Here is a 24,034-nt window from a genome sequence, read left to right as displayed (position 1 = left end):
CGATGCGGAGTCGATTAAGGTTCATCAAGCAGCAATGTTATTGTTAATTCACTCAGATTACTGTCGGTCTGTCATTCAAGGGTCTCATGGAGGAGCTCCGTATGTTCTGGAATCACAAAGCAAGCAAGGAAGCGAGTGAACAGGTGGTGAAGATGGCGGAGCTGGGGGCTTTCGAGCAGGCCATCCAGTCACAGGTGCCTTTCATCCAGTTCACTCCGGCCGGCACGGTCACCTTCGTCAACGATCTCTTTCTGAAAATCGTGGGCTTTCAACGGGAGGAGGTGATGGGCAAGCACCACAGTGCGCTCTGCTTCCCGGAGGACGTCAAGACCCGTGATTACGAGAGCCTGTGGCAGGATCTGCGCGGCGGCATCTCCCGCAACGGCCGTTTCATCCGCCAGTCGAAATCGGGCAAGGCTGTCTGGCTGGAGGCCACCTATTTCCCCATCATGATCGATGGCAAGGTGGCACGCGTCGCCAAGGTCGCCTCGGACGTGACCCAGCAGCAGTCTTCCCTCGAGCGTACCCAGGCCCTGCTGGCGGCGCTCGACAAGTCGCTGGCGGTGATCGACTTCCAGCCGGATGGCACTGTCATCACCGCCAACCAGAACTTCCTCCACTGCTTCGGCTACCGGCTGGAGGAGGTGGTCGGCAAACACCACCGCCAGTTCTGCGACCCCGAGTTCTACCAGAAAAACCCCAACTTCTGGCGCGATCTCGGCTCGGGGGACATCAAGTCCGGGCTCTTCATGCGCCTCGGTCACCGCGGGGAGAAGATCTGGCTGGAGGCGACCTACAATCCCATCTTCAACCACGAGGGCAAGGTGGTCAAAATCATCAAGCTGGCGAGCGACATCACGGAGCGGGTCGAAAAATCCATCTCCACCCGGGAGGCGGCCCAAAAAGCCTGCGCCATCGCCAGCGAAACCGTCGCCAGTGCCGCCAAGGGGCGCGAGGTGATCGACAAGGTGCTGGAGACCTCCTCCCACATCAACACCTCGGTCAACGAGGTGAGCAAGCAGATAGATCTGCTCAATCAGCAATCCAAGAGCATAGAGTCCATCATCTCCACCATCAGCGGCATCGCGGATCAGACCAACCTGCTGGCCCTCAATGCCGCCATAGAGGCAGCCAGGGCCGGCGAGCAGGGCCGGGGGTTTGCGGTGGTCGCCGACGAGGTGAGGCAGCTGGCGGCCAGAACCTCGACCTCCACCAACGAGATCGTCTCCGTCATCAAGCACAACTCCGACATCACCTCCAAGATCACCCAGACCGTCTCCGTCGTCTCAGGCAAGGCGATGGCGGGGCAGGATCAGGCCAACATCATCGCCGACGTCATCAAGGAGATCATCGAGGACGCGAACTCGGTCTCGGACACCGTCAAGAGCCTCTCCATCTGAGCCCGGGGTGCACCATCCAAAAACAACGCGGGGCCAGGCCCCGCGTTGTTTTTTGCTCATCCAAGACACGCTAAGAGGCGTCAATCCCCTCCCTGCAGATAGTGCCTCGCCTCCTCGTCGGCCTGACCCAGGGCCAGCTCCCACAACTCGGCGATGCAGAGCCCCTCCTCCCCCACCGCCGCTTCCTCCAGGGCCTCCAGGGCTCTGGCATCGGCCAGGGTAAAAGGGTGGTGGCTCAACAAGGTCTTGGCCTCGGCCAGCAACTTCATGTCGCTCATGGTGTGGCTCCTTCATGGCCAGCATAGGTCCCTGTCCAGACTGTAGCCGATCGGGGGAAAGTCAACTCTGGGCGGCGGCGCTGCGCACCCGGTTTTTGCCCGCGGGCAACTGACCGACCCCGATGCCGGCCAGCACGGCGGCGCAGGCAACCCATTGCAGGACACCCAGCGTCTCCCCCAGCAGCAGATAGGCGAGCAGCAGGGTAAAGACCGGGATGAGGTTCACATAGGCGGCCGCCAGGGTCACCTTTACCTGAGTGACCGACCAGTTGTAGAGCAGGTAGGCCCCAAGGGTCACGAAGGCGCCGAGGAAGAGGATGACCCCCATGTCCTGCCAGTCCCATTCCGCGGGCCAGGGGGCACTGAAGGCGAAGGGGGCAAAGAAGAGGGTGCCGACGAAGGCCTGCAGGGCGGTCAGGGTCAGCACGCCGTAGCGGCTGGAGAGCTTCTTGAACACCACCGAGTAGGTGGCGGCGCAGAGCATGGCCCCCATCTCCAGACTGTTGCCGAGCAGGGCGTTGGGGGCGAATTCATCCGCCCCCTCGGCCAGCCCCAGCAGGGCGATGCCGCAGATGGCGATGGCAAAACCCAGCAGCTGGCGGCGGCTCACCCGCTCCCTCAGCAGCACGAAGGCCACCATCAGGGGCAGCAGCGCACAGACCATGCCCGCCTGCCCGGCACTGGTGTAGCGCAGGGCGTTGACCTCCAGCAGAAAATAGAGGCAGGGTTCCAGGGCGCCCATCAGGGCCAGCCAGCGCCAATCTCCCTTCTGGTAGCTGAACCGGCCAAGCTGGCGGTAGCAGAGCAGCCAGCAACAGGAGGCCACCGCCATGCGCATAAACAGCACCTGACCGAAGGACCAGACCTCCAGCACATGTTTGAGGGCGATAAAGGAGCTGGACCAGAGCAGCATGGCCAGGGTGAGGGTCAGTATGGGTAACGGGCGCACAATGCCTCCATGAATTGGGCCCCCGAATAATAACCATACGGCCTTGCGGTTGTCTAAAGGCACCTAACATCAGATAATACTGCCGCCTTCACACCGGAAAACCCATCGTCAATGACTGAGTACCTGCTTTTACTGGTCAGTACCGTGCTGATCAACAACTTCGTGCTGGTGAAGTTTCTCGGCCTCTGCCCCTTCATGGGCGTCTCCGGCAAGCTGGAAACCGCCATCGGCATGGGACTGGCCACCACCTTCGTGATGACGCTCGCCAGCGCCTGCTCCTATCTGATGGAGCACTATATCCTGATCCCGCTGGACATCGCCTATCTGCGCACCCTGGGCTTCATCCTGGTGATCGCCGTGGTGGTGCAGTTCACCGAGATGGTGATCCGCAAGAGCAGCCCGACCCTCTATCGCCTGCTCGGCATCTTCCTGCCCCTCATCACCACCAACTGCGCCGTGCTGGGCGTCGCGCTGCTGAGCATCAACGAGCGTCACAACTTCATCCAGAGCATCATCTACGGCTTCGGGGCTGCCTGCGGTTTCTCGCTGGTGCTGATCCTGTTTGCCGCCATGCGTGAGCGTCTGGTGGCCGCCGACGTGCCGGCCCCCTTTCGCGGCGTCTCCATCGCCATGGTCACCGCCGGCCTGATGTCCCTGGCCTTCATGGGCTTTACCGGCCTCATCAAGATATAGCGCTATGACTCACATACTCTTTGCCATCCTGGTGCTGGCCCTGCTGGCCCTGGCCTTCGGCATCATTCTGGGCTATGCCGCCGTCAAGTTTCATGTGCAGGCCGACCCCATCGTCGACCAGCTCGATGCCCTGCTGCCCCAGACCCAGTGCGGCCAGTGCGGCTATCCGGGCTGCAAGCCCTACGCCGAGGCCCTGGCCAACGGCGACAAGATCAACAAGTGCGTGCCCGGTGGCGATGCCACCATGCGCAAGATAGCGGATCTGATGGGGGTCGAGCCCCAGGCGCTGGACGGTGGCGACGAAGCGGCCGTCCCCGTCAAGAAGGTCGCCTTCATTCACGAGGACATGTGCATAGGTTGCACCAAGTGCATCCAGGCCTGCCCGGTCGATGCCATCCTCGGCGCCACCAAGGCGATGCACACCGTCATCGCGGCCGAGTGCACGGGGTGCGATCTCTGCGTCGACCCCTGCCCGACCGACTGTATCGAGATGATCCCGGTGCCGACCACGGTCGACAACTGGAAATGGGATCTGGCCAAGGTCGCCATTCCGGTCAAGATAGTGGAATAAACAGCGGAGTAACCATGCAGCATCTGCTAGAACGCATCAAAGCCGGCACCCTCTGGGATTTTCACGGTGGCATTCATCCTCCCGAGAACAAGCACCAGTCCAGCCTGACCCCCGTCGTGGACGCGGGTCTCCCCCCCCAGCTCATCATACCGGTGCGCCAGCACGCGGGCCCGGCCGGCGAACTGCTGGTACGGGTGGGTGACAGGGTCAAGAAAGGCCAACCGCTGACCCGTCATGACAAGGGTCGCATAGTGCCGGTGCACGCCTCCACCTCGGGCACCATCACCGCCATCGAGCAACACACGGTGGCGCACCCCTCGGGCCTGAACGATCTCTGCGTCATCCTGACTCCGGACGGGGAGGATGCCTGGGGTGAGCGCAACCCCCAACCCGATTACTGGAATCTGGAGCGGGGCGAACTGCTCGAGCGCATCCAGCAGGCGGGCGTCGCTGGGCTCGGTGGCGCCGTCTTCCCGACCCACAGCAAGCTCGATGGCCGCGGCCAGCTCACCGAGATCCTGATCGTCAACGGCCTGGAGTGTGAACCCTACATCACCACAGACGATCGCCTGATGCAGGAGTATGCCGACGAGATCATGGACGGCATCCGGGTGCTCAAGCACCTGCTCAAGCCCAAGCTGACCCTGATCGGGGTGGAAGACAACAAGCCGGCGGCCATCGACGCCCTGACCGCCCACGCCACAGACGAGGATGTGCTGGTCAAGTCGGTGCCGACCAAGTACCCCTCCGGCGGTGCCAAGCAGACCATAGAGCTGCTCACCGGGCGCCAGGTACCCAAGGGAGGCCGAGCGGTCGACATGGGCATCATGGTGCTCAACGTCGCCACCGTGTTCGCCATCAAGCGCGCCATCATCGACGGCGAGCCGCTCATCTCGCGCATCGTCACCCTCACCGGCGACGCCTTCAAAAAGCCCGGCAATGCCTGGGTGCGCCTCGGCACCCCGGTGCGCTGGCTGCTGCAGCGTTTCGAACTGCAACCGGAGGCGGATCAGCGGGTCATCATGGGGGGCCCCATGATGGGCTTCACCCTGCCCCATGCCATGGTGCCCGTGGTCAAGGCCACCAACTGCCTGCTCTCCCCCACCCGCGCCGAGCTGCCTCCCCCCGGCCCCGAACAGGCCTGCATCCGTTGCAGTGCCTGTGCCGACGCCTGCCCCGCCAACCTGCTGCCCCAGGAGCTTTACTGGTACAGCCGGGTCAAGGAGTATGACAAGGCCGAGAAGCTCAACCTGTTCGACTGCATAGAGTGCGGGGCCTGTGCCTGGGTCTGCCCGAGCGAGATCCCCCTGGTGCAGTACTACAAGATTGCCAAGGATGACATCCGCGAGGTCCGTGCCGAGCACGAGAAGGCAGAGCGCGCCAAGCAGCGCTTCGAGGCCAAGCAGGCCCGCTTCGAGCGGGACAAGGCCGCGCGGGAGGCTCGCCACGCCGAGGCCGCCGCCCAGCGTCGCCAGGCCATGGCCGCAGCCGGGGGGGATGATCCCGTCGCCGCCGCCCTGGCCCGCCTCAAGGCCAAGCAAGATGCCGCCAGCGCAGAGACTCCGCCGGACAACGCCGCCATGATGGCCGCCCGCGAGGCGCGCAAGCAGGAGGCGCTGGCGCGCCGCGCCGCCAAGGCGGTCGAGACCGCACAGCCGGATGATGCTGGCACGGCTGTCGTTGCCGAAGCCGATCCCAAGAAGGCCGCCATTGCCGCCGCCCTGGCTCGCGCCAAGGCCAAGAAGGCTGCCCAGGCTGCCGGTGATGAGACCAGCAACACGGCTGCCGCTCCGGGTGAGCCGGTGGCCGAGCCCGCTGCCGAGGTCGACCCCAAGAAGGCGGCCATTGCCGCCGCCCTGGCCCGCGCCAAGGCCAAGAAGGCAGCCCAGGCTGCCAGTGACGAAACCAGCAACACGGCTGCCGCCCCGGGCGAGCCGGTGGCCGAGCCCGCTGCCGAGGCCGATCCCAAGAAGGCGGCCATCGCCGCTGCCATCGCCCGCGCCAAGGCCAAGAAGGCTGCCCAGGCTGCCGGTGACGAGGCCAGCAACACGGCTGCCACTTCGGACGAGCCGGTGGCCGAGCCCACTGCCGAGGTCGATCCCAAGAAGGCGGCCATCGCCGCCATCGCCCGCGCCAAGGCCAAAAAAGTGGCCCAGACTGCCGGCGACGAGGCCAGCAACACGGCTGCCACTTCGGGCGAGCCGGTGGCCGAGCCCACTGCCGAGGTCGATCCCAAGAAGGCGGCCATTGCCGCTGCCATCGCCCGCGCCAAGGCCAAGAAACTGGCGGCCGCCGCCGAGGTCGCGCCCGACGCCCCCGTCCCCTCAAGGGACGCCGTGAGCGGCACGCAGGCCGCCCCGGGGGAGCCGGTGGCTGAGCCCGCTGCCGAGGTCGACCCCAAGAAGGCGGCCATCGCCGCTGCCATCGCCCGCGCCAAGGCCAAGAAGCTGGCGGCCGACGCCGCGGCGCATACCCCTTCCCCTTCGACCGACAAGAGCCACTGATCCATGTTCAATCTCGCGAGTGCGCCCTTCGCCCATAACCGCAGACAGACCCAGACCCTGATGCTGCTGGTGATCCTGGCCTGTCTGCCCGGCTTCCTGGCCCAGACCTGGTTCTTCGGCTGGGGGACCCTGATCCAGATCCTGCTGGCCCTGGTGACGGCCCTGGGCTGCGAGGCCCTGGTCCTGCGCCTGCGCGGCCGCCCTGTCAAACCGGCCCTGCTGGATGGCAGCGCGGCCCTCACCGCCGTGCTGATCGGCCTCTCCCTGCCCCCCCTGCTGCCCTGGTGGATGCTGGTGCTGGGCACCGCCTTTGCCATCATCATCGCCAAGCACCTCTATGGCGGGCTCGGTCAGAACCTGTTCAACCCGGCCATGGTGGCCTATGTGCTGCTGCTGGTCTCCTTCCCGGTCCAGATGACCAGCTGGCTGCCCCCCTCCAGCATCGCCGCCTATGGGGTCGACTTTGGGGACGCCGTCTCGGTGATCTTCACCGGCTTCAGCCTGGACGGCTACAGCCTGGCACAGCTCAAGCAGGGGGTGGATGGCCTGACCATGGCCACTCCCCTCGACACCCTGAAGACGGGCCTGACCCAGGGGCTCACCGCCAGCGAAGTGATGACTCACGCCGTGTTCGAGGGTTGGGGCGGGATTGGCTGGAGCTGGGTCAATCTCGGCTACCTGCTGGGTGGCCTCTTCCTGTTGCAGCAGAAGGTGATCAACTGGCGCATTCCCACCGCCGTGCTGGGGGCCCTGCTGCTCTCTGCCACCCTGGGTTATCTGGCCACGCCGGACGCTACCGCCACCCCCATGCTGCACCTGTTCAGCGGCGCCACCATGCTGGGGGCCTTCTTCATCGCCACCGATCCGGTGAGCGCCAGCACCACGGCCAGGGGGCGCCTCATCTACGGCGTGCTGATCGGCGTGCTGGTCTACCTCATCCGCCGCTTCGGCGGCTACCCGGACGCCTTCGCCTTCGCCGTGTTGCTCGCCAACCTCTGCGTGCCGCTCATCGACAGCCTGACTCGTCCCAAGGTCTATGGGGATCGCCGCAAATGAGCCAGCCTCTGCGTAACCACTCCCATCGACAGCCTGACCCGTCCCAAGGTCTATGGGGATCGCCGCAAATGAGCCAGCCTCTGCGTAGCCACTCCCATCGACAGCCTGACTCGTTCCAAGGTCTGTGGGGATCGCCGCAAATGATCATCGCGCACATCTCACTCTCAGGAGCCTTCCCATGTTAAAGAGCATGCGCAAAAACGGCGTCACCCTGGCCCTGTTCGCCCTCGGCTGCACCGCCATGGTGGTGCTGACCAACGAGCTGACCCGGGATCGCATCGCCCACCAGCAACAGCTGGAGAAGCTGCGCACCCTGGAGGCCCTGCTGCCGGCGGGGAGCTATGACAACGATCTGGTGGCCAGCTGCAGGCTGGTCACCAGCCGCGAGTACCTGGGCAGCGATCAGCCCATGCCGCTCTACACCGCGACCCTCAAGGGGGAGCACACCGGCTATGCGCTGGAAACCGTGGCCCCCGACGGCTACAGTGGGGCCATTCGCATGGTGGTCGGCACAGATGCCAGCGGCGCCATCAGCGCGGTGCGGGTGCTGGCCCACAAGGAGACCCCGGGTCTTGGCGACAAGATCGAGCTGAAAAAATCGAGCTGGATAGAGAGCTTCGTCGGCAAGTTCCTCACCAAGGAGAACGCGGCAAGCTGGGCGGTGAAGAAGGATGGCGGCGAATTTGACGCCTTCACCGGCGCCACCATCACCCCCCGCGCCGTGGTCAAGGCGGTGAAGAATCTGCTGCTGCTGCAACAGGAGCACCCTGAGCTGCTGCAACAGGCCCCCTCCTGTGACGCCACCCCCTGACAGTGGAGCCCCGTATGGCGCATACAACGGAACAAGCAATGGAACAAGTTGATGTGATTGACGGCCAGAGCCCGGCCGATGAGGGCAACAGCCGCCGCGAAGAGCTCAAGGAGCTGATGCTGCAGGGGCTGTGGAAGAACAACCCCTCCCTGGTGCAGGTGCTGGGGCTCTGCCCGACCCTGGCGGTCTCCTCCACCTTTACCAATGCCCTGGGGCTGGGTCTTGCGACCATGGTGGTACTGGTCTGCTCCAACCTGGCCGTCTCCCTGGTGCGCAACTGGGTGCCCAAGGACATCCGCATCCCGGTCTACGTGATGATCATCGCGGCCCTGGTGACCAGCGTGCAGCTGTTGATGAACGCCTACACCTATGGCCTCTATCAGGCGCTCGGCATCTTCATAGCCCTCATCGTCACCAACTGCGTCATCATAGGCCGGGCCGAGGCCTATGCCTCCAAGAACCCGCCCCTGCTGGCGGCCATCGACGGCTTCATGATGGGGCTGGGCTTCACCCTGGTGCTGCTGTTGCTGGGGGGCCTGCGTGAGATCATCGGCATGGGTACCCTGTTCGACGGTGCCGATCTGCTGCTGGGTGACTGGGCCAGGTCCCTGCGCATCGAGCTGTTCCACGCCGATGCCAGCCTGCTGCTGGCCATTTTGCCGCCGGGGGGCTTCATCGGCCTGGGGCTGCTCATCGCCGGCAAGAACGCCATCAACGACTGGATGGGCCGCAAACAGCGTGCCGACAAGGCCCACTGCAGCCTGCCCGCAGCCGGTGCCCGCACCACCCAGCTCTGAGGGCTGGCACCAAGACAGACATGAGACGCGATGAATAACCAAAAACGCAGAGAGATACTGGAGCGGCTGCGGGAGAACAACCCGCACCCCACCACCGAACTCAACTTCAGCTCGCCGTTCGAGCTGCTGATCGCCGTGCTGCTGTCGGCCCAGGCAACCGATGTCAGCGTCAACAAGGCCACCGACAAGCTCTATCCGGTGGCCAATACCCCGGCCGCCATGCTGGTGCTCGGGGTGGACGGCGTGAAGGAGTACATCAAGACCATAGGCCTGTTCAACACCAAGGCCGAGAACGTCATCAAGACCTGCGCCATCCTGCTGGAGCGCCACGGCGGCGAGGTACCGGAAAACCGCGAGGCACTGGAAGCCCTGCCGGGGGTGGGCCGCAAGACCGCCAACGTGGTGCTCAACACCGCCTTCGGCTGGCCCACCATAGCGGTCGATACCCATATCTTCCGGGTGTCGAATCGCACCGGCTTCGCGGTGGGCAAGAACGTGGATCAGGTGGAGGAGAAGCTGCTGAAGGTGGTGCCCGCCGAGTTCAAGCTGGATGTGCACCACTGGCTCATCCTGCACGGGCGCTACACCTGTCTGGCGCGCAAGCCACGCTGCGGCTCCTGTATCATCGAAGACCTGTGCGAGTACAAAGAAAAGGTCTACCCGGAGAGCTGAGCAATGGGGTGCCGCCACAGCCACCCGCCTTGCTCGCACACTTCTATGGCCGTGGCTCCTGTATCCTCGAAGAGTTGTGCGAATACAAAGAAAGGTCTACCCGCAGAGCTGAACGACCTCCTGTCCGTTCACTGCCCGACCTCAAGACCTAGATTGAAAGCAGTACCAATCACCAACCCGGAGAATTGAGCAATGAGAATTCTGCATACCATGCTGCGCGTCGGCGACCTGCAACGCTCCATCGACTTCTACACCCGCGTGCTGGGCATGACACTGCTGCGCAAGAGTGAGAACAGCGAATACAAGTACACCCTGGCCTTCGTCGGTTACGGTGACGAGAAGGACGAGGCCGTCATCGAACTCACCTACAACTGGGGCGTGAGCGAGTACGAGCTGGGCTCCGCCTACGGCCACATCGCCCTGGAAGCGGACGACATCTATGGCACCTGCGACGCCCTACGCGCCGCCGGCGCCAAGATCACCCGCGAGCCGGGCCCGGTCAAGGGTGGCACCACTGTCATCGCCTTCGTGGAAGACCCGGACGGTTACAAGATTGAGCTGATCGCCAAGAAAGACACGGGAACCGGCCTCGGCGTCTGAGCCAGACCGGCACCCTCGCGGTGACATAGCAAACGGGGCCCTGGGGCCCCGTTTTTGTTGCTACTCTGCCAGCCGCCCACCATCAGGCTAGACGGAAGCGGCCTATGGTCTGGCGCAGGCTCGCCGCCAGCTGGCTCAGCTCCAGGCAGGCGCGGGCGGTGTGATCGGCACCGGTCGCCACCTCGTTGGAAGACTCGTTGATCCGCGCCACGTTGCGGCCCAGCTCGTCGGAGACCGCATCCTGCTCGCCGCAGGCGCTGGCGATCTGGATTGCCATGTCGGCAATCTGGCCGACCGCCTCCTCGATCTGCTGGATCCCCGAGCTGGTCTGCTCGCTCTGGCTCACGCACTGGCGGATCATCTCGCAGCTCTGGCTGGTCACCGCCTTCGCCTGGTTGGCACGGGCCTGCAGGGTTTCGATGATGGCGACGATCTCGCCGGTCGAGGCCTGGGTACGGCCCGCCAGGGTGCGCACCTCATCGGCCACCACCGCGAAGCCGCGCCCCTGCTCGCCGGCCCGGGCCGCCTCTATGGCGGCATTGAGCGCCAGCAGGTTGGTCTGATCGGCGATGCCGCGAATGACGTCTACCACCAGGTTGATCTGGGCCGATTCACGCTCCAGCTCCGCCACCAGGGTGCCCGCCTGCTCCATCTCCTCGGCAACCCGGGTGATGGCCACCAGGGCGCCCTGCACATCCTGATTGCCGCGACGGGCCAGGGCATTGGCCGAGCTGGCGGACTCCGAGGCGACCTCGGTGTTGCCCGCCACATCGGCCACCGTCGCCTTCATCTGGGCCATGGCGGTCGCCACCAGGGAGATCTCCTGCTGCTGGCTCTGGATCCCCTGGGCCGACTGCTCGGAGACGGCGCTCACCTCCTCGATGGCGGCCCCCAGCTGGGTCACGGCGGCGACCACCTCCTCGATGAGACCGCGCAGGTTGTCCTGCATCTTGAGGGAGGCACTGGCCAGCATGCCCAGCTCATCCTGCCCTATGTGCTGGCGATCCAGCCTGTGGGTCAAGTTCCCCTGCGCGATGGCATTCGCCTGGGCGACCACGGCCTGCAACGGCAGGCAGATCTGGCGCGTGAGGAACCAGGTCATCACCCCCATGAACAGCAGCAGGGCGCCGATGCTCACAGTGGCGAAGGTCGTCACCATGTTGACGCTGCCAAGCAGGCTGCCGCGGTTCTCCTTGACGAAGCCGAGGTTCACGTCCACCAGGGCATTGACCCCCTGCTCCAGCTCGGTGTAGCTCCCGTTGGACTGGAACAGCGCGTCCCTGGCCTGCTCCTTGAGCCCCTGCACCAGCAGGCTGTCGACCCGGTTGACCGCGCTCAGGTAGTGCAGCCACTGCTGCTTGGCCCGGTTGAACACCTGGCGCTCATGCTCGGCCCCGACGGTGGCCTCATAGGCGCTAAGGGCGCGCTCCACCTTGGCCACGCTCTCCTGGATGCGGCCGCGACGGGCCTGCACATCGGCGGCGTCCTCGACCATCAGCAGGGCAAACTGGGCGCGGCGCACATAGGAGACGTCGTAGAGCAGGTTCTCTACCGAGATCACGCTCGGCAGGGTGGAGTCGGTGAAATTGAGTACCCGATCCCGTACTCCGCGCAGTTCGCTGGCGAGAAAAAGACCGAATATCACGTTGATGGCGGCGATAACCGCAAAGACCACGGCAATCTTCTTGCCGATGGAGAGGTTCTTGTAAGACATGTTGACTGGTGATCCTCGACTGCTGATAAGCAGGTGCACTGTGGCGATCACATCCGTGTAAACGGTGACCCGAGACTCCTGACGGGAAAATGAAACAACACGAACAAGCGGGGAAGAGCGTTCGCAGGCGCGCACCCTATCACAGCTGCCGCCCTCGCTCATCCCTCTCGTGTTGTACAGGGCCATGTCGTTTGGCATGTGCCCGGGATACAAGAGCGACCGGATGACCACAAACTTGAGCCGATTGCCCCAATCGTCCCGCCATCATGGACAAACGGGAGGCCAGGTTATGTAATGGCCCTCTCGTCTCTCCCAACCACAATCCCCCGAGGCCCCATGGATAATGCGTCGACCCTCAGCCCCTCCTGGTCAGTCCAACTGCGCGAGCAGATACAGGAGCGCCCCCTCATCGCCCTGGGACTGCTGCTCGCCCTGGCCGCCGTGCTGCTGCTCCTGTTGCAGAGCCTCATCCTGCTGGCGGCCGGTGACATCAGCCCCGGAGTGCGTTATGGCCTTATCGGCGGCGTCGCCGGGTTTGCCGCCACGGCGCTGGGCGCCCTGCCCGCCCTGTTCCTGCGATCTGTTCCCCAGCGGGTGGAAGACGCCATGCTAGGCTTTGCCGCCGGCATGATGCTGGCGGCCAGCGCCTTCTCCCTGCTGCTGCCGGGGCTGGAGGCGGCCGAGGGGATCACAGGTGACGGTTTTCTCGCCGCCGCCGTGGTGGTGGCCGGCATGACCCTCGGGGTCTTGCTGATGCTGGGGCTGGATCAGTTCACCCCCCACGAGCACGACAAGACAGGCCCCTGCGGCCCCGGCCACGAGAGCTGCTCCCGGGTCTGGCTGTTCGTGTTTGCCATCGCCCTGCACAACCTGCCGGAAGGCATGGCCATCGGGGTCAGCTTCTCCCAGGGGGACATGGCGGTGGGGCTGCCGCTCACTACCGCCATCGCCCTGCAAGACATCCCCGAGGGGCTGGCGGTGGCGCTCGCCATGTGCGCCGCCGGCTTTCGTCCCTCGGTCGCCGTCATAGTGGCCATCGGCAGCGGCCTGCTGGAACCGCTCGGCGCCCTGCTCGGGGTCGGGCTCGCCAGCGGCATGGCCATCGCCTACCCCATAGGTCTCGGGCTCGCGGCAGGCGCCATGTTGTTCGTGGTCTCCCACGAGGTGATCCCTGAAACCCACCGCAACGGCCACCAGACTCACGCCACCCTTGGCCTGATGGCCGGCTTTGCCCTGATGATGACGCTGGATACGGCCTTGGGTTGATATGGGCGCAAGAGGCCGGGGCAGGATGCAACCCTTCTGGTGATCCCCGAGACCCACCGCAACGGCCACCAGACCCACGCCACCCTTGGCCTGATGGCCGGCTTTGCCCTGATGATGACGCTGGATACGGCCTTGGGTTGATATGGGCTTGAGAGACGGGGGCAGGATGCAAGCCGTCTTTTCCCAGGCTGCGATCCCCGAACCAGTCGCTACGGCCATCAGACCCATCTCCACCTGGGGCTGATGGCCGGCTTGCCCTGATGATGACGCAGGACACGGCCTTGGGTTGATATGGGTGCAAGAGGCCGGGACAGGATGCAACCTCGGGGCTTCCACGCAGTGGACTCCAATCCCATCACCACGGTCACCAGACCCATCACCACCCGGGGCTGATAACCGGCTTGCACTGATGATGACGCAAGATACGGCCTTGGGTTGATAACACGCTGATAAATAGCCTAATGTCTAGTTCCTTGCGTTCCTGATCCGGCTGATGATGGGTTAGCGTCGCCCCTATCGAGACCCTGCATGAGATGATCTTTCGGATGGCTCTGCTGCTTTGCCTGCTTGCCCCAGCCCGTGGGGCCATCGGTGCCACCGAGGTTTACCACACGGCGGCACAAGCCGATTCGGCCCCCAAGTACCTGACCCTGGCGGGAGGGAAGATCGGCGGGATCTGCGTCGATCTGTTTCGGCGCATGGAGGCTCGGGAGCCGACCCTGCGCATCGCGGGAGATCAGGCCTCCCTGCCCCTCAAACGCCTGGAGAAGAAGGTGCGGCACGGCCAGCTGGATTTCATCTGCGGCGTGGGAGACAGCCCGGAGCGCCGCAGCCAGTTCGTCTACCTGCAACCCGCCATCTTCACGGTGCGCTACCACCTGGCGGTGCGCAGCGACGATCCGGTCGAGATCCGGGGCTGGGATGACGTCAGGGCACTCGGTCAGCAGGGGATCATCCTCATCAATCACGGCAGCGGCGCCATCGCGCGGCTCCAGGCCATCGGCGGCCTCCTCATCGACAGCGGCGGAATAGGCAGCAAGGCCAACTACGACAAGCTGTTGATGAAGCGGGCGCGCTTCGTCTACTACCGCTCCCCGGGGTTTGAATCCGATCTGCGCGAGCATGGGCTGGGGGAGCGGATCCGCATTCTCCCCACAGTGATGGAAGAGACCCCCTTCTACATACTGTTTCACCGCCACAGTGCCCCCGAGCGACTGACCCTGTTTGCCAACACCTTGCAGCAGTTGACCTCGAGCGGCGAACTGGCCGCCCTGGTCGAGCGCTACCGCTGACGCAGGAGATGCCCCGGCTGCCCCACAGGAATGCTCGGCGTCACCGCCAAGTTTTGTTATCATCCCCGCCAACTTTTCCGGCCCAGCGGCCACAGAGACGAGGTAGATGATGAAAGTAGGTATTATCGGCGCCATGGAGCAGGAAGTGGCCCTGCTGCGCAGCCAGCTCAGTGAACCCACCACCCTGCAACTGGGCGGCTGCGAGTTCTATCAGGGCCGTCTGGCCGGTAAAGAGGTTATCCTGACCCGCTCCGGCATCGGCAAGGTTGCCGCCAGCGTCGCCACCAGCCTGCTGCTGGAAAAATTCGCCCCCGACTGCGTCATCAACACCGGCTCCGCCGGCGGCTTCGCCCAGGACTTGCACATCGGGGACGTGGTCATCGCCAGCGAGATGCGTTTCCACGACGTGGACGTGACCGCCTTCGGTTACGAGATGGGTCAGATGGCCCAGCAGCCCGCCGCCTTCCCCTGCGATGACAAGCTCATCGCCCTGGCCCAGGCCTGCATCGCCGAGCAAGGCAAGCACCAGACCAAGGTCGGCCTCATCTGCACCGGTGATCAGTTCATGTGCAAGCCGGACGCCATCGCCAAGGCCCGCGCCGACTTCCCGCAGATGCTGGCAGTCGAGATGGAAGGGGCCGCCATCGGCCAGGTATGCCACATGTTCAAGGTGCCCTATCTGGTGGTGCGCGCCATGTCCGACATCGCTGGCAAGGAGCAGGTGGAATCCTTCGATGCCTTCATCGAGGTGGCGGGTCAACACTCCGCCGAGGTGATCATGGCGCTGCTCGGCAAGCTGTGATCGACACCCTCCCCTGGGACGCCCTGATGACCGCCCTCGCCTCGACGACGGCGGCCATCATGGTGGGTGCCGCCCTGCTGGAGGCCCTGCTGCCCTGGCCCGCGCGTTTCAGGCCCGGCGCCACTGTGCCGCTGCTGGCCCGCCTCGGCCACAAGGTGTATCGCCCGGACGGTTCGCCCGGTCAGCAAGGCCAGGCGGGGCTGCTGGCCCTGCTGGTGGTCTGGGTGCCCTGCGCCGCCGGCCTCTGGGCGGTGCGCAACCTCTCCCTCTCCGAGCCCCTGTTCGACCTGCTGTTCCTGCTGCTGATGCTGGAGTCGCGCCCCCTGCGGGAGCTCGCCCAGGGGAGTCGCGCCCTGGCGACCCAGGAGACGCTAGTCGTGGCGAGGTTGCAGGCAGCAAGCTGGCTCAAGCGGGAGACCGGCAAGCTCTCGGTGATGGGATTGAACAAGGCGGTGAGCGAGACCTGCGTGCTGCGCCTTGTGGGGCAGTGGGCCGGCCCCCTGCTGGGCTTTGCCCTGGCCGGGGTGCAGGGGGCCCTGCTCTGGCGCCTCGCCCAGCTGATGAATCAGGCCTGGAGCCCGAAACAGGCGGAGTTCGTCCACTTCGGCCGCGCCGCCAGTGCGCTCTATCAGGGGCTCTGTGCCCCCGCCATACTGCTGCTGGCGCTCCCCCTTGCGCTGACCCGGTTGCGCCAGCTTGGGGGCAAGCTGCGCCTTGCCCTGCGCTGGCCCTATCCGGCCATGGGCGCCCTGCTCGGCCTGCTGGCACAGAGCACGGGCAGCCGCCTCGGGGGCCCCCGCTACTATCAGGGCCAGCTGGTGCGCCTCCCGGTGCTGGGCGATGGGAGCGAGCCCGACGCCACCCTGCCCCGGCGCCTGCTCCATCGCCTGCTGCTGATCGGCTGGGGCTGGCTCGGGCTCTCGCTGATCCTGACCCTGATGGCACTGACTCATGGCTGACCGCTTCCCCCTTCGCACCCTCTGCCTGCTGCTGTGCCTGCTCGGCTGGCACCTGTCCGCCGCGGCGGCCACCCCGCAGCGCATCATCAGCCTCACCCCCCACCTGACCGAACTGCTGTACGACATTGGGGCCGGGGATCGCATAGTGGCCACCGACGATGCCTCCGATTTTCCCCCCGAGGTGGCGCCCCTGCCACGGGTCGCCAACTACCGCAGCATCAACCTGGAGGCACTGCTGGCCCAGAAGCCGGATCTGGTGGTGGCCTGGCGCTCGGCCCAGTCCCGCATGCTGGCCCCCGTCGAGAAGCTCGGCATCCCCGTCTTCTACTCGGAGCCCACCGACTTTGCCTCCCTGGCCGACGAGATGCGCAGCCTGGGGCGCCTGCTCGGCACCCGGCAGAAGGCCGACCAGCAGGCCGACGCCTATCTGGCCAGGCTCGATGCCCTGAAACGGCGCTACGGCAGACCCAAGCCGGTCTCGGTCTTCTATCAGCTCTGGTATCCGCCGCTCACCAGCGTCAACGACTCGACCTGGCCGGGCCACGCCATCAGGCTCTGCGGTGGCCGCAATATCATGGCGGATGCCAGCTCCCCCTACCCCCAGGTCGGGCTGGAGCAGGTGATCAAGGCCAACCCCGGGCTCATCCTGGCCGGCAGCCGGGATCCCGCCGTGCTGGCCCACTGGCGCCAGTGGCCCATGCTGGATGCCGTCAAGCAGCAGCGGCTCGTTCTCATCAACCCGGATGAACTGCACCGCTTCACCCCGCGGGCCCTCAACGCGGTGGAGCAGGTATGCGAGGCGATCGCCGGCAGCAGCCCGCCATCGGCCTGATCCCGGGCGTCGCAGCGGGTTGGCCCTCCGATGGCTCGCGACAAGATATGGCATAGAATATGCTTTCCACTCTGACAGATACTCACTCCATAACGGGACTATGACATGTTCAACGGCAAAACGATCCTGATCACCGGGGGTACCGGCTCCTTTGGCAAGAAATTCATCGAGACGGTCCTCTCCCTGTACACGCCGAGCCGCTTGATCGTCTATTCCCGTGATGAACTCAAGCAATTCGAGATGCAGCAGCGCTTCAACCACCCCTGCATGCGCTACTTCATCGGCGATGTGCGCGATGCCGAGCGGCTCAACATGGCCATGCACGGCGTGGACTTCGTGGTTCATGCCGCCGCCCTCAAGCAGGTGCCGGCCGCCGAGTACAACCCCATGGAGTGCATCAAGACCAATATCTATGGGGCGGAAAATGTCATCAAGGCGGCCCTCAACAACGGGGTCGAGAAGGTAATCGCCCTCTCCACCGACAAGGCCGCCAACCCGGTCAACCTCTATGGTGCCACCAAGCTCTGCTCCGACAAGCTGTTCGTGGCCGCCAATAATATGGCGGGCAGGCACCCGACCATCTTCTCCGTAGTGCGCTACGGCAACGTGGTGGGTTCCCGCGGCTCTGTGGTGCCCTTCTTCGATCGGCTGATCAAGGAAGGGGCCAGCCGCCTGCCCATCACCCATGCCGAGATGACCCGCTTCTGGCTCACCCTGCAGCAGGGTGTGGAGTTCGTGCTGACCAACTTTGTCCGCATGAAGGGGGGGGAAGTGTTCGTTCCCAAGATCCCGTCCGTGCGCATCACGGATCTCGCCAGCGCCATGGCCCCCGAGCTGCCCCAGGAGATCATCGGCATACGCCCGGGCGAGAAGTTGCACGAGGTGATGTGCCCGGCCGATGACTCCTACCATACCTATGAGTTCAAGGACTACTACGTCATCGCCCCCAGCATCACCTTCACGAGTCGCAACAATGACTTCGCGATCAATGCCCTGAAGGAGCAGGCGACCCTGGTCGAGCCCGGCTTCGAATACAATTCCCTCAATAATCGCCATTTCCTGTCGATAGAGGAATTGAAAACGATGAACCAGCAGGTGCTAGCCGAATGATCCCCTATGGACGCCAATCCATCACAGATGAAGATATCGAAGCCGTCGTTGCCGTCCTGAAGTCGGACTATCTGACACAGGGCGAGGCGGTCCCCGCCTTTGAACAGGGACTGGCCGACTACTGCCATGCCCCCCATGTGATCGCCTGCAGCAACGGCACCACGGCCCTGCATCTCGCCTGTGCCGCGCTGGAACTGGGAGCGGATGACTGGGTCTGGGTCTCGGCCATCAGTTTCGTCGCCTCCGCCAACTGTGCCCGCTATTGCGGCGCCCAGGTGGACTTCGTCGATGTGGAACCCGATACCGGCAACCTCTGCGTGGCGGCGCTGCGCGAGAAGCTGCAAGGTGTTCAGGGCAGCGCTCGTCAGCCCAGGGCCCTGGTCGCCGTGCACCTGGCAGGCCAGCCCTGCGATCTTGCCGAGATTGGCGCCCTGTGCCGGCAATATGGCGTTCACCTCATCGAGGATGCCTGCCATGCCCTGGGGGCCAGCTATCAGGGGGACCCCATCGGCAGCTGTGCCCACAGCGACATGACCGTCTTCAGCTTCCACCCCGTGAAACCCATCACCACGGGGGAAGGGGGCGCGGTGACCACCCGCAGTGCCGAGCTGGCCGCCAGGCTTCGCCTCTATCGCAGCCATGGCATCACCCGGGACCCAGAGCAACTGAGCGTCGCCACTCCGGGTGGCTGGTACTACGAGCAGCAGGTGCTCGGCTTCAACTACCGCCTGACCGACATCCAGGCGGCGCTGGGGTTAAGCCAGCTCGCTCGCCTGCCGCAGTTCATCGACAGGCGTCGGCAGTTGGCCGCCCGCTACGACGAGCTGCTGACCCGACTGCCGGTGCAGCCCCTGCGCCAGGTGGATGACTGCCGCAGTGGCTATCACCTCTATGTGGTCCGGGTTCACGACCGGGACCGGGTGTTTGCACAACTGAGGGAGGCCGGTATCGGCGTCAACGTCCACTACATGCCCATTCCGGCCCAGCCCTATTACCGCGATCTCGGCCATGATCCAGCCGATTACCCCGGCGCCCAGACCTATTACCGGCAAGCCATCAGCCTCCCCCTGTTCCCTGCCCTCTCATCGGCCGAGCAGGACAAGGTCGTCGAAGCCCTGGAGTCGGTGCTATGCGCCTAGCCCTCGGCACTGTCCAGTTCGGCCTCGATTACGGCATCAGCAACCACACTGGCGAGGTTGCTGATGCCGAGCTAGGCGCCATCCTGACTCTGGCCCGCAAGCTGGGGATGGATACCCTGGACACAGCCCAGGCCTACGGCAAGGCCGAGACAAGGCTAGGGCTTTGCAACACCGCCGACTTTCAAGTCATCACCAAGCTGTCACCGAACATAGATGCCGCGAACCTAGCCTCCTCTTTGGAGTCCAGTCTGCAACGACTGGCCCGAGCCAGCGTCGAGGGCTTGCTGCTGCACCGCAGCCAGGACGCCAGCCCTGCCCTGTTCGAGCAGTTGGCGGATTTTCAGCATCAGGGCAAGGTGGGTAAGGTGGGGGTCTCAGTCTACTCCCCCGAGGAGCTGGCACTCTGGCTGGATCAGGGTTATCCCCTGGAGCTGGTGCAGCTCCCCGCCAACCTGCTCGATCAACGCTTCCTGCGCTCGGGCTGGCTCGACCGGTTGCAGACCATGGGGTGTGAAATCCATGTGCGATCCCTCTTCCTGCAAGGCCTGCTGCTGATGCAGCCGGCCCTTCGTCCCGCCTATTTCGACGCCTTCAGTGAACCGCTCGCGCGGCTGGATGAGTGGCATCCCCACCTCTCCCCCCTCCACAAGGCGCTCGCCCTGATCCCGGCCCTGCCCCAGATCAGCCGCTTCGTGGTGGGGGTCTGTCATGCCCACGAGCTGGCTGCCATCGCCTCGGCTTATGCCCATCTGCATCCGTGCCATGACGACGACCTGGCCGCCCTCACCTGCGACGAGCCGACCCTCATCAACCCAGCCTTGTGGAGAACATCATGATCCTCGGGATCCTGCAGGCCAGAGCCAGCTCCAGCCGACTGCCTGGCAAGGTGCTCAAGCCCCTGCTCGGCGAGCCCATGCTCGCCCGCCAGATTGAACGGCTCAAGCGTTCGACCAGGCTGGATCAGCTGGTGGTCGCCACCAGCGACCAACGTGAGGATGAGGCCATAGCGGCCCTCTGCACCCAGCTGGGGGTACCCTGTTTCCGCGGTCCGCTTGACGATGTGTTGCAGCGTTTCCATCTGGCGGCGCAAGCCTTTGGGCCCAGCCAGATTGTCAGGCTCACCGGGGATTGCCCCCTAGCGGATCCTGCACTCATCGACGAGCTCATCGAACTGCATCTGACCGGCGGCTACGACTACAGCAGCAACGGCTGGGAGCCCAGCTACCCGGACGGCCTGGACGCCGAGATCTTAAGTGCCGCCACCCTGAATTTGCTCGCCGAACGCGCGGACACCCCGGCTCAGCGCGAGCACGTGACCTACTATATCCGCCAGCATGAGGATCAGTTCAAGATAGGCAAGCTGGAGCGCCAGCCGAGCCTGGCCCATCTGCGCTGGACGGTGGACGAGTCCACCGACTTCACCCTGGTCGAACAGATTTATCAGCAGCTTTATCCGTCAAACCCGGCATTTGCCACCGACGACATTCTCGCCCTGCTGACGCGGGAGCCGGCGCTTGCGACCTTGAACACCCAACATCAACGCAATGAGGGGCTGGCGCGTTCCCTCGCTAAGGAGAACCATTCATGACCTCACGGTATCAGCATTCACTGGCGCTCTCCGCCCGTGCCGAGCAGAGCATTCCTTTAGGCTCCCAGACCTTCTCCAAGAGCCGCCTCTGCTTCCCCTATGGCGCCGCACCGCTCTTTATCGAGCGTGGCCAGGGCGCCAAGGTATGGGACGTGGATGGCAACGAGTATCTCGACTTTGCCAGCGGCCTGCTGGCCATCAGCCTGGGTTACTGCGACCAGGATGTGAACCAGGCCGTGCTGGAGCAGCTCAATCTCGGCTCCATCTTCTCGCTGCCCCACCGCCTTGAGACCGAGGTTGCGGAGCAGCTGATCGAGCTTATCCCCTGCGCCGAGATGGTGCGCTTTGGCAAGAACGGCACCGATGCCACCTCCGCCTGCATCCGCCTCTCCCGCGCCGTCACCGGTCGGGAGCGGGTCGCCGTCTGCGGCTATCACGGATGGCAGGACTGGTACATCGGCTCCACCACCCGCCATCTGGGAGTGCCCGAGTGCGTACGCGAGCTGACCCATCGCTTCGACTACAACGATCTGGGCTCCCTCAAGGCCCAGCTGGAAGCCCATCCCGGCGAGTTTGCCGCCGTGATCCTAGAGCCTATGAACGTCGCCTGGCCCACACCCGAGTTCCTGCCCGGTCTACGCCAGCTCTGCGACGAGCATGGCGCCCTGCTGGTCTTCGATGAGACCATCACTGGTTTTAGAAATCATTTGGGAGGCGCCCAGACCCTTTTCGGGGTCACTCCGGATCTGGCCGCCTTTGGCAAGGGCATGGCCAACGGCTTCCCCATCTCCGCCGTGGTAGGCCGCCGCCAGTACATGCGCCGCATGGAGGATATCTTCTTCTCAGGCACCTTTGGCGGTGATGCCATCGCCCTGGCGGCGGCCAACGCCGTCATCAGGAAGATGCGCCGGCTCGATGTGCCTGCGCGACTTGCCGAGCGGGGCCAGCAACTGCTGGATGGGCTCAACGCACTGCTGCTGCAGTTGAACGCCCCGAGCTGGCTGCAAAGCGCTGGCCACCCCAGTTGGTGTTTCTTACTGATAGGTGATTCGGCCAACCACACCAGCTGGCAGTTAAAGAGCTATTTAATGCAGGAGTTGTGCAAGCGAGGCATCCTCAGTCTTGGCAGCCACAACCTCAATCTCGCCCACAGCGAACAGGACATTCGAACCCTGCTGGCCGTCTATGCCGAAGTCCTGCCGGAGCTTATCCGTCTAGATGCCGACAAGGCCATTCATCAAGCCCTGGATGGTGAACCCATCCAGCCGGTATTCAAGGTGCGCTGAGTGCAACCAGACATGCCGCAGACTCGACTCACAGCATCGGACAGCATGAGGCTGGACGGCCAATGGATTGTTTTTCGTACCGATGCATCGCTGGAGATCGGTTCAGGTCATGTAATGCGCTGTCTGACCTTGGCCGATGCATTGAGTGAGAAAGGGGCTGAGTGCAAGTTTGTCTGCCGCGCCCATTTTGGGCATCTGGCTGATCTTATTCGTGCCCGTGGCCACCACTGCCATTTACTTGAGGTTATGTCTGAGCAAGACAATGGCGATCGCTCCTCTCCGGCACACGCAAGCTGGCTTGGATGCCACTGGACATCGGATGCAGCACAAACCCGAAGAATTCTGGCAGAGCTGCGTCCAGCATGGTTGGTTGTCGACCACTATGCTCTCGACGCCAACTGGGAATGCATGCTCCGTAATGATGTCGGTCGAATCATGGTGATCGATGACCTTGCGGATCGCCCCCACGATTGCGATCTGCTACTCGATCAGAATCTGGGCCGACAGCCCGATGACTACCGAAAGCATACCCCACCCGGCTGCCAACTCCTGATCGGTCCACGCTATGCATTGCTTCGCCCAGAATTTGCTGCATTGCGAGAATACTCTCTAAAGCGGCGCCAGCTCCCGGTGCTAAAACAGGTTCTGATCACTATGGGGGGCGTGGACAAGCTTAATGTAACTGGCCGAGTGTTGAATGCATTACGCTGTGCTCCCTTACCAGACGATTGTCGGATCCTTGTAGTAATGGGACCAAAGGCCCCATGGCTAACACAGATTGAAGGTCTCGCTGCAACCCTACACTGGCCAACCGAAGTACTTGTGAGTGCTAACAATATGGCGCAACTGATGGCGAGTAGTGACTTGGCGATCGGTGCTGCGGGTAGTACATCTTGGGAGCGATGCTGTCTCGGTCTACCCACATTGATGATGATAATTGCAGACAATCAACGAAAGGTTGCAGACTATTTAATGTCGGCAGGAGCGGCCGAATGCATACAGACAGAAAATATGGAAGAGAATATTGTAAATTGGTTTCATAGTTATATTTCAGCGCCAGATATTATCACTACAATGACAAGATGCACCACCAATATTACAGATGGCTTAGGTGCATGGCGGGTTTCAGATGTAATAATATCCACTTCGATGGAGAGATACGTATGAGCACTCTTGGTATCTTGCGACATATAAAAGAAGATGAACTAAATATCATGCTCGCTTGGCGTAATGAACCAAGAGTAAGAAGCAATATGTATACTCAGCATGTGATATCGCAAGAGGAACATTATTCTTGGTGGGATCGAATTAAAATCTGTGAAGACCAAAAATATTATATGTATGAATACGAAGGGCAGCCATGTGGCATAACATCATTTAACAGTATAGACTTGAGTAATAAAAATTCAGCTTGGGCATTTTATACATCACCTTCAGCACCAAGAGGATCTGGAGCTAAGATGGAGTTTCTGATGCTCGACTTGGCATTCATTACGCTTGGCTTACACAAACTATACTGTGAAGTGTTAGAGTTTAATCGCCCTGTCATTACTTTACACCACAAATTTGGCTTTGAAACTGAGGGGGTTTTTAAGGATCAGTTCTTTACTAATGGAGAGTTTATCAACGTTCATAGACTGGCTATTTTAAAACCCCAATGGGAATGCAATAGAACTGCTCAACTAGAAAGAATAACAGCATTCAGGAGCAGATAG

At 63.3% G+C, this 24,034-nt stretch carries 24 protein-coding genes and 1 pseudogene; 22 read left to right on the top strand and 3 right to left on the bottom strand.

Features of this window, described 5'->3' with window-relative positions; all coding sequences use genetic code 11:
• Positions 1 to 86: 86 nt before the first annotated feature.
• Together AC3WR3_RS01075 and AC3WR3_RS01070 are read left to right on the top strand one after the other, a co-directional pair.
• Positions 87 to 860, top strand: a pseudogene (locus AC3WR3_RS01075) (PAS domain-containing protein); the annotation flags it as partial.
• Positions 861 to 956: 96 nt separating this feature from the next.
• Positions 957 to 1,400: a methyl-accepting chemotaxis protein gene (locus AC3WR3_RS01070; RefSeq protein WP_492291159.1), complete on the top strand. Its 444-nt coding sequence runs from the start codon at positions 957 to 959 to the stop codon at positions 1,398 to 1,400.
• Positions 1,401 to 1,480: 80 nt separating this feature from the next.
• On the opposite strand, the gene AC3WR3_RS01065 is transcribed toward AC3WR3_RS01070, so the two are convergent.
• The gene (locus AC3WR3_RS01065) at positions 1,481 to 1,678 is read right to left on the bottom strand and encodes a hypothetical protein (protein ID WP_139434130.1); all 198 of its coding nucleotides are present in this window, start codon (positions 1,676 to 1,678) and stop codon (positions 1,481 to 1,483) included.
• Between the two features lie 61 nt (positions 1,679 to 1,739).
• Positions 1,740 to 2,627: a DMT family transporter gene (locus AC3WR3_RS01060; protein WP_492290907.1), complete on the bottom strand. Its 888-nt coding sequence runs from the start codon at positions 2,625 to 2,627 to the stop codon at positions 1,740 to 1,742.
• Positions 2,628 to 2,738: 111 nt separating this feature from the next.
• On the opposite strand from AC3WR3_RS01060, the gene rsxA reads away from it, so the two are divergent.
• The 8 genes from rsxA (at position 2,739) to gloA (ending at position 10,331) form a co-directional block, all read left to right on the top strand.
• Positions 2,739 to 3,320: an electron transport complex subunit RsxA gene (rsxA, locus tag AC3WR3_RS01055; protein WP_005326871.1), complete on the top strand. Its 582-nt coding sequence runs from the start codon at positions 2,739 to 2,741 to the stop codon at positions 3,318 to 3,320.
• A 4-nt stretch (positions 3,321 to 3,324) separates the two neighbouring features.
• Complete coding sequence (gene rsxB / locus AC3WR3_RS01050) at positions 3,325 to 3,891, top strand: electron transport complex subunit RsxB (protein WP_265435945.1); 567 nt, start codon at positions 3,325 to 3,327, stop codon at positions 3,889 to 3,891.
• Between the two features lie 14 nt (positions 3,892 to 3,905).
• Positions 3,906 to 6,395: an electron transport complex subunit RsxC gene (gene rsxC / locus AC3WR3_RS01045; RefSeq protein ID WP_492290906.1), complete on the top strand. Its 2,490-nt coding sequence runs from the start codon at positions 3,906 to 3,908 to the stop codon at positions 6,393 to 6,395.
• Between the two features lie 3 nt (positions 6,396 to 6,398).
• Positions 6,399 to 7,451, top strand: coding sequence for an electron transport complex subunit RsxD (gene rsxD, locus AC3WR3_RS01040; RefSeq protein WP_042648615.1), 1,053 nt, complete (start codon positions 6,399 to 6,401; stop codon positions 7,449 to 7,451).
• A gap of 178 nt (positions 7,452 to 7,629) precedes the next feature.
• Positions 7,630 to 8,262, top strand: a complete 633-nt coding sequence (gene rsxG, locus AC3WR3_RS01035) for an electron transport complex subunit RsxG (protein WP_202045131.1) — start codon at positions 7,630 to 7,632, stop codon at positions 8,260 to 8,262.
• A 38-nt stretch (positions 8,263 to 8,300) separates the two neighbouring features.
• The gene (locus tag AC3WR3_RS01030; RefSeq protein ID WP_041205413.1) at positions 8,301 to 9,059 is read left to right on the top strand and encodes an electron transport complex subunit E; all 759 of its coding nucleotides are present in this window, start codon (positions 8,301 to 8,303) and stop codon (positions 9,057 to 9,059) included.
• Between the two features lie 30 nt (positions 9,060 to 9,089).
• On the top strand, positions 9,090 to 9,731 hold the full coding sequence (gene nth / locus AC3WR3_RS01025) for an endonuclease III (protein ID WP_492290905.1): 642 nt from the start codon (positions 9,090 to 9,092) through the stop codon (positions 9,729 to 9,731).
• A 192-nt stretch (positions 9,732 to 9,923) separates the two neighbouring features.
• Positions 9,924 to 10,331, top strand: coding sequence for a lactoylglutathione lyase (gloA, locus tag AC3WR3_RS01020; RefSeq protein WP_025326535.1), 408 nt, complete (start codon positions 9,924 to 9,926; stop codon positions 10,329 to 10,331).
• A gap of 82 nt (positions 10,332 to 10,413) precedes the next feature.
• Here the strand turns inward: gloA and AC3WR3_RS01015 are convergent, their stop codons facing one another.
• A complete protein-coding gene (locus tag AC3WR3_RS01015; RefSeq protein ID WP_492290904.1) occupies positions 10,414 to 12,045 on the bottom strand; it encodes a methyl-accepting chemotaxis protein in 1,632 nt (543 codons plus the stop codon).
• Positions 12,046 to 12,381: 336 nt separating this feature from the next.
• On the opposite strand from AC3WR3_RS01015, the gene AC3WR3_RS01010 reads away from it, so the two are divergent.
• The 12 genes from AC3WR3_RS01010 (at position 12,382) to pseH (ending at position 24,034) form a co-directional block, all read left to right on the top strand.
• Positions 12,382 to 13,311, top strand: coding sequence for a ZIP family metal transporter (locus AC3WR3_RS01010; RefSeq protein WP_492290903.1), 930 nt, complete (start codon positions 12,382 to 12,384; stop codon positions 13,309 to 13,311).
• A 533-nt stretch (positions 13,312 to 13,844) separates the two neighbouring features.
• Entirely contained in the window at positions 13,845 to 14,603 is a 759-nt protein-coding gene (locus AC3WR3_RS01005; RefSeq protein ID WP_492290902.1) for a substrate-binding periplasmic protein, read from the top strand.
• Positions 14,604 to 14,712: 109 nt separating this feature from the next.
• The gene (mtnN, locus tag AC3WR3_RS01000) at positions 14,713 to 15,405 is read left to right on the top strand and encodes a 5'-methylthioadenosine/S-adenosylhomocysteine nucleosidase (protein WP_043129316.1); all 693 of its coding nucleotides are present in this window, start codon (positions 14,713 to 14,715) and stop codon (positions 15,403 to 15,405) included.
• Positions 15,406 to 15,431: 26 nt separating this feature from the next.
• Positions 15,432 to 16,364: a cobalamin biosynthesis protein gene (locus AC3WR3_RS00995; RefSeq protein WP_492291158.1), complete on the top strand. Its 933-nt coding sequence runs from the start codon at positions 15,432 to 15,434 to the stop codon at positions 16,362 to 16,364.
• Positions 16,357 to 17,196 carry a cobalamin-binding protein gene (locus AC3WR3_RS00990; RefSeq protein ID WP_492290901.1) on the top strand — a complete coding sequence of 280 codons (840 nt, stop codon included), beginning with the start codon at positions 16,357 to 16,359 and terminating at the stop codon, positions 17,194 to 17,196. Before AC3WR3_RS00995 ends, AC3WR3_RS00990 begins: the two co-directional genes overlap by 8 nt.
• A gap of 105 nt (positions 17,197 to 17,301) precedes the next feature.
• On the top strand, positions 17,302 to 18,306 hold the full coding sequence (pseB, locus tag AC3WR3_RS00985; RefSeq protein WP_139434140.1) for a UDP-N-acetylglucosamine 4,6-dehydratase (inverting): 1,005 nt from the start codon (positions 17,302 to 17,304) through the stop codon (positions 18,304 to 18,306).
• Positions 18,303 to 19,445: a UDP-4-amino-4,6-dideoxy-N-acetyl-beta-L-altrosamine transaminase gene (gene pseC / locus AC3WR3_RS00980; protein ID WP_492290900.1), complete on the top strand. Its 1,143-nt coding sequence runs from the start codon at positions 18,303 to 18,305 to the stop codon at positions 19,443 to 19,445. Before pseB ends, pseC begins: the two co-directional genes overlap by 4 nt.
• Entirely contained in the window at positions 19,436 to 20,281 is an 846-nt protein-coding gene (locus AC3WR3_RS00975) for an aldo/keto reductase (RefSeq protein ID WP_492290899.1), read from the top strand. Before pseC ends, AC3WR3_RS00975 begins: the two co-directional genes overlap by 10 nt.
• Positions 20,278 to 21,033, top strand: coding sequence for a cytidylyltransferase domain-containing protein (locus AC3WR3_RS00970; RefSeq protein ID WP_492290898.1), 756 nt, complete (start codon positions 20,278 to 20,280; stop codon positions 21,031 to 21,033). Before AC3WR3_RS00975 ends, AC3WR3_RS00970 begins: the two co-directional genes overlap by 4 nt.
• Positions 21,030 to 22,319, top strand: a complete 1,290-nt coding sequence (locus AC3WR3_RS00965; RefSeq protein WP_492290897.1) for an aminotransferase class III-fold pyridoxal phosphate-dependent enzyme — start codon at positions 21,030 to 21,032, stop codon at positions 22,317 to 22,319. Before AC3WR3_RS00970 ends, AC3WR3_RS00965 begins: the two co-directional genes overlap by 4 nt.
• Positions 22,320 to 23,486 (top strand): UDP-2,4-diacetamido-2,4,6-trideoxy-beta-L-altropyranose hydrolase, encoded by a 1,167-nt coding sequence (gene pseG, locus AC3WR3_RS00960; protein ID WP_201996727.1) that lies wholly within the window; start codon positions 22,320 to 22,322, stop codon positions 23,484 to 23,486.
• Positions 23,483 to 24,034 (top strand): UDP-4-amino-4,6-dideoxy-N-acetyl-beta-L-altrosamine N-acetyltransferase, encoded by a 552-nt coding sequence (gene pseH, locus AC3WR3_RS00955; protein WP_492290896.1) that lies wholly within the window; start codon positions 23,483 to 23,485, stop codon positions 24,032 to 24,034. Before pseG ends, pseH begins: the two co-directional genes overlap by 4 nt.

It is taken from the genome of Aeromonas sp. EU05-FHT14A05, from assembly GCF_058791175.1.
This window is presented reverse-complemented; position numbering and strand designations above follow the sequence as displayed.

Excerpts from the sequence above, each read along its gene's own strand:
- mtnN (WP_043129316.1), top strand. The coding sequence starts at position 14,713 with ATGAAAGTAGGTATTATCGGCGCCATGGAGCAGGAAGTGGCCCTGCTG.
- rsxA (WP_005326871.1), top strand. The coding sequence starts at position 2,739 with ATGACTGAGTACCTGCTTTTACTGGTCAGTACCGTGCTGATCAACAAC.
- pseH (WP_492290896.1), top strand. The coding sequence starts at position 23,483 with ATGAGCACTCTTGGTATCTTGCGACATATAAAAGAAGATGAACTAAAT.
- AC3WR3_RS00965 (WP_492290897.1), top strand. The coding sequence starts at position 21,030 with ATGACCTCACGGTATCAGCATTCACTGGCGCTCTCCGCCCGTGCCGAG.
- AC3WR3_RS01010 (WP_492290903.1), top strand. The coding sequence starts at position 12,382 with ATGGATAATGCGTCGACCCTCAGCCCCTCCTGGTCAGTCCAACTGCGC.
- rsxD (WP_042648615.1), top strand. The coding sequence starts at position 6,399 with ATGTTCAATCTCGCGAGTGCGCCCTTCGCCCATAACCGCAGACAGACC.
- pseB (WP_139434140.1), top strand. The coding sequence starts at position 17,302 with ATGTTCAACGGCAAAACGATCCTGATCACCGGGGGTACCGGCTCCTTT.
- AC3WR3_RS00975 (WP_492290899.1), top strand. The coding sequence starts at position 19,436 with ATGCGCCTAGCCCTCGGCACTGTCCAGTTCGGCCTCGATTACGGCATC.
- AC3WR3_RS01030 (WP_041205413.1), top strand. The coding sequence starts at position 8,301 with ATGGAACAAGTTGATGTGATTGACGGCCAGAGCCCGGCCGATGAGGGC.
- nth (WP_492290905.1), top strand. The coding sequence starts at position 9,090 with ATGAATAACCAAAAACGCAGAGAGATACTGGAGCGGCTGCGGGAGAAC.
- gloA (WP_025326535.1), top strand. The coding sequence starts at position 9,924 with ATGAGAATTCTGCATACCATGCTGCGCGTCGGCGACCTGCAACGCTCC.
- AC3WR3_RS00970 (WP_492290898.1), top strand. The coding sequence starts at position 20,278 with ATGATCCTCGGGATCCTGCAGGCCAGAGCCAGCTCCAGCCGACTGCCT.
- AC3WR3_RS00990 (WP_492290901.1), top strand. The coding sequence starts at position 16,357 with ATGGCTGACCGCTTCCCCCTTCGCACCCTCTGCCTGCTGCTGTGCCTG.
- pseC (WP_492290900.1), top strand. The coding sequence starts at position 18,303 with ATGATCCCCTATGGACGCCAATCCATCACAGATGAAGATATCGAAGCC.
- AC3WR3_RS00995 (WP_492291158.1), top strand. The coding sequence starts at position 15,432 with ATGACCGCCCTCGCCTCGACGACGGCGGCCATCATGGTGGGTGCCGCC.
- AC3WR3_RS01005 (WP_492290902.1), top strand. The coding sequence starts at position 13,845 with ATGATCTTTCGGATGGCTCTGCTGCTTTGCCTGCTTGCCCCAGCCCGT.
- AC3WR3_RS01015 (WP_492290904.1), bottom strand. The coding sequence starts at position 12,045 with ATGTCTTACAAGAACCTCTCCATCGGCAAGAAGATTGCCGTGGTCTTT.
- rsxG (WP_202045131.1), top strand. The coding sequence starts at position 7,630 with ATGTTAAAGAGCATGCGCAAAAACGGCGTCACCCTGGCCCTGTTCGCC.
- AC3WR3_RS01065 (WP_139434130.1), bottom strand. The coding sequence starts at position 1,678 with ATGAGCGACATGAAGTTGCTGGCCGAGGCCAAGACCTTGTTGAGCCAC.
- rsxC (WP_492290906.1), top strand. The coding sequence starts at position 3,906 with ATGCAGCATCTGCTAGAACGCATCAAAGCCGGCACCCTCTGGGATTTT.
- rsxB (WP_265435945.1), top strand. The coding sequence starts at position 3,325 with ATGACTCACATACTCTTTGCCATCCTGGTGCTGGCCCTGCTGGCCCTG.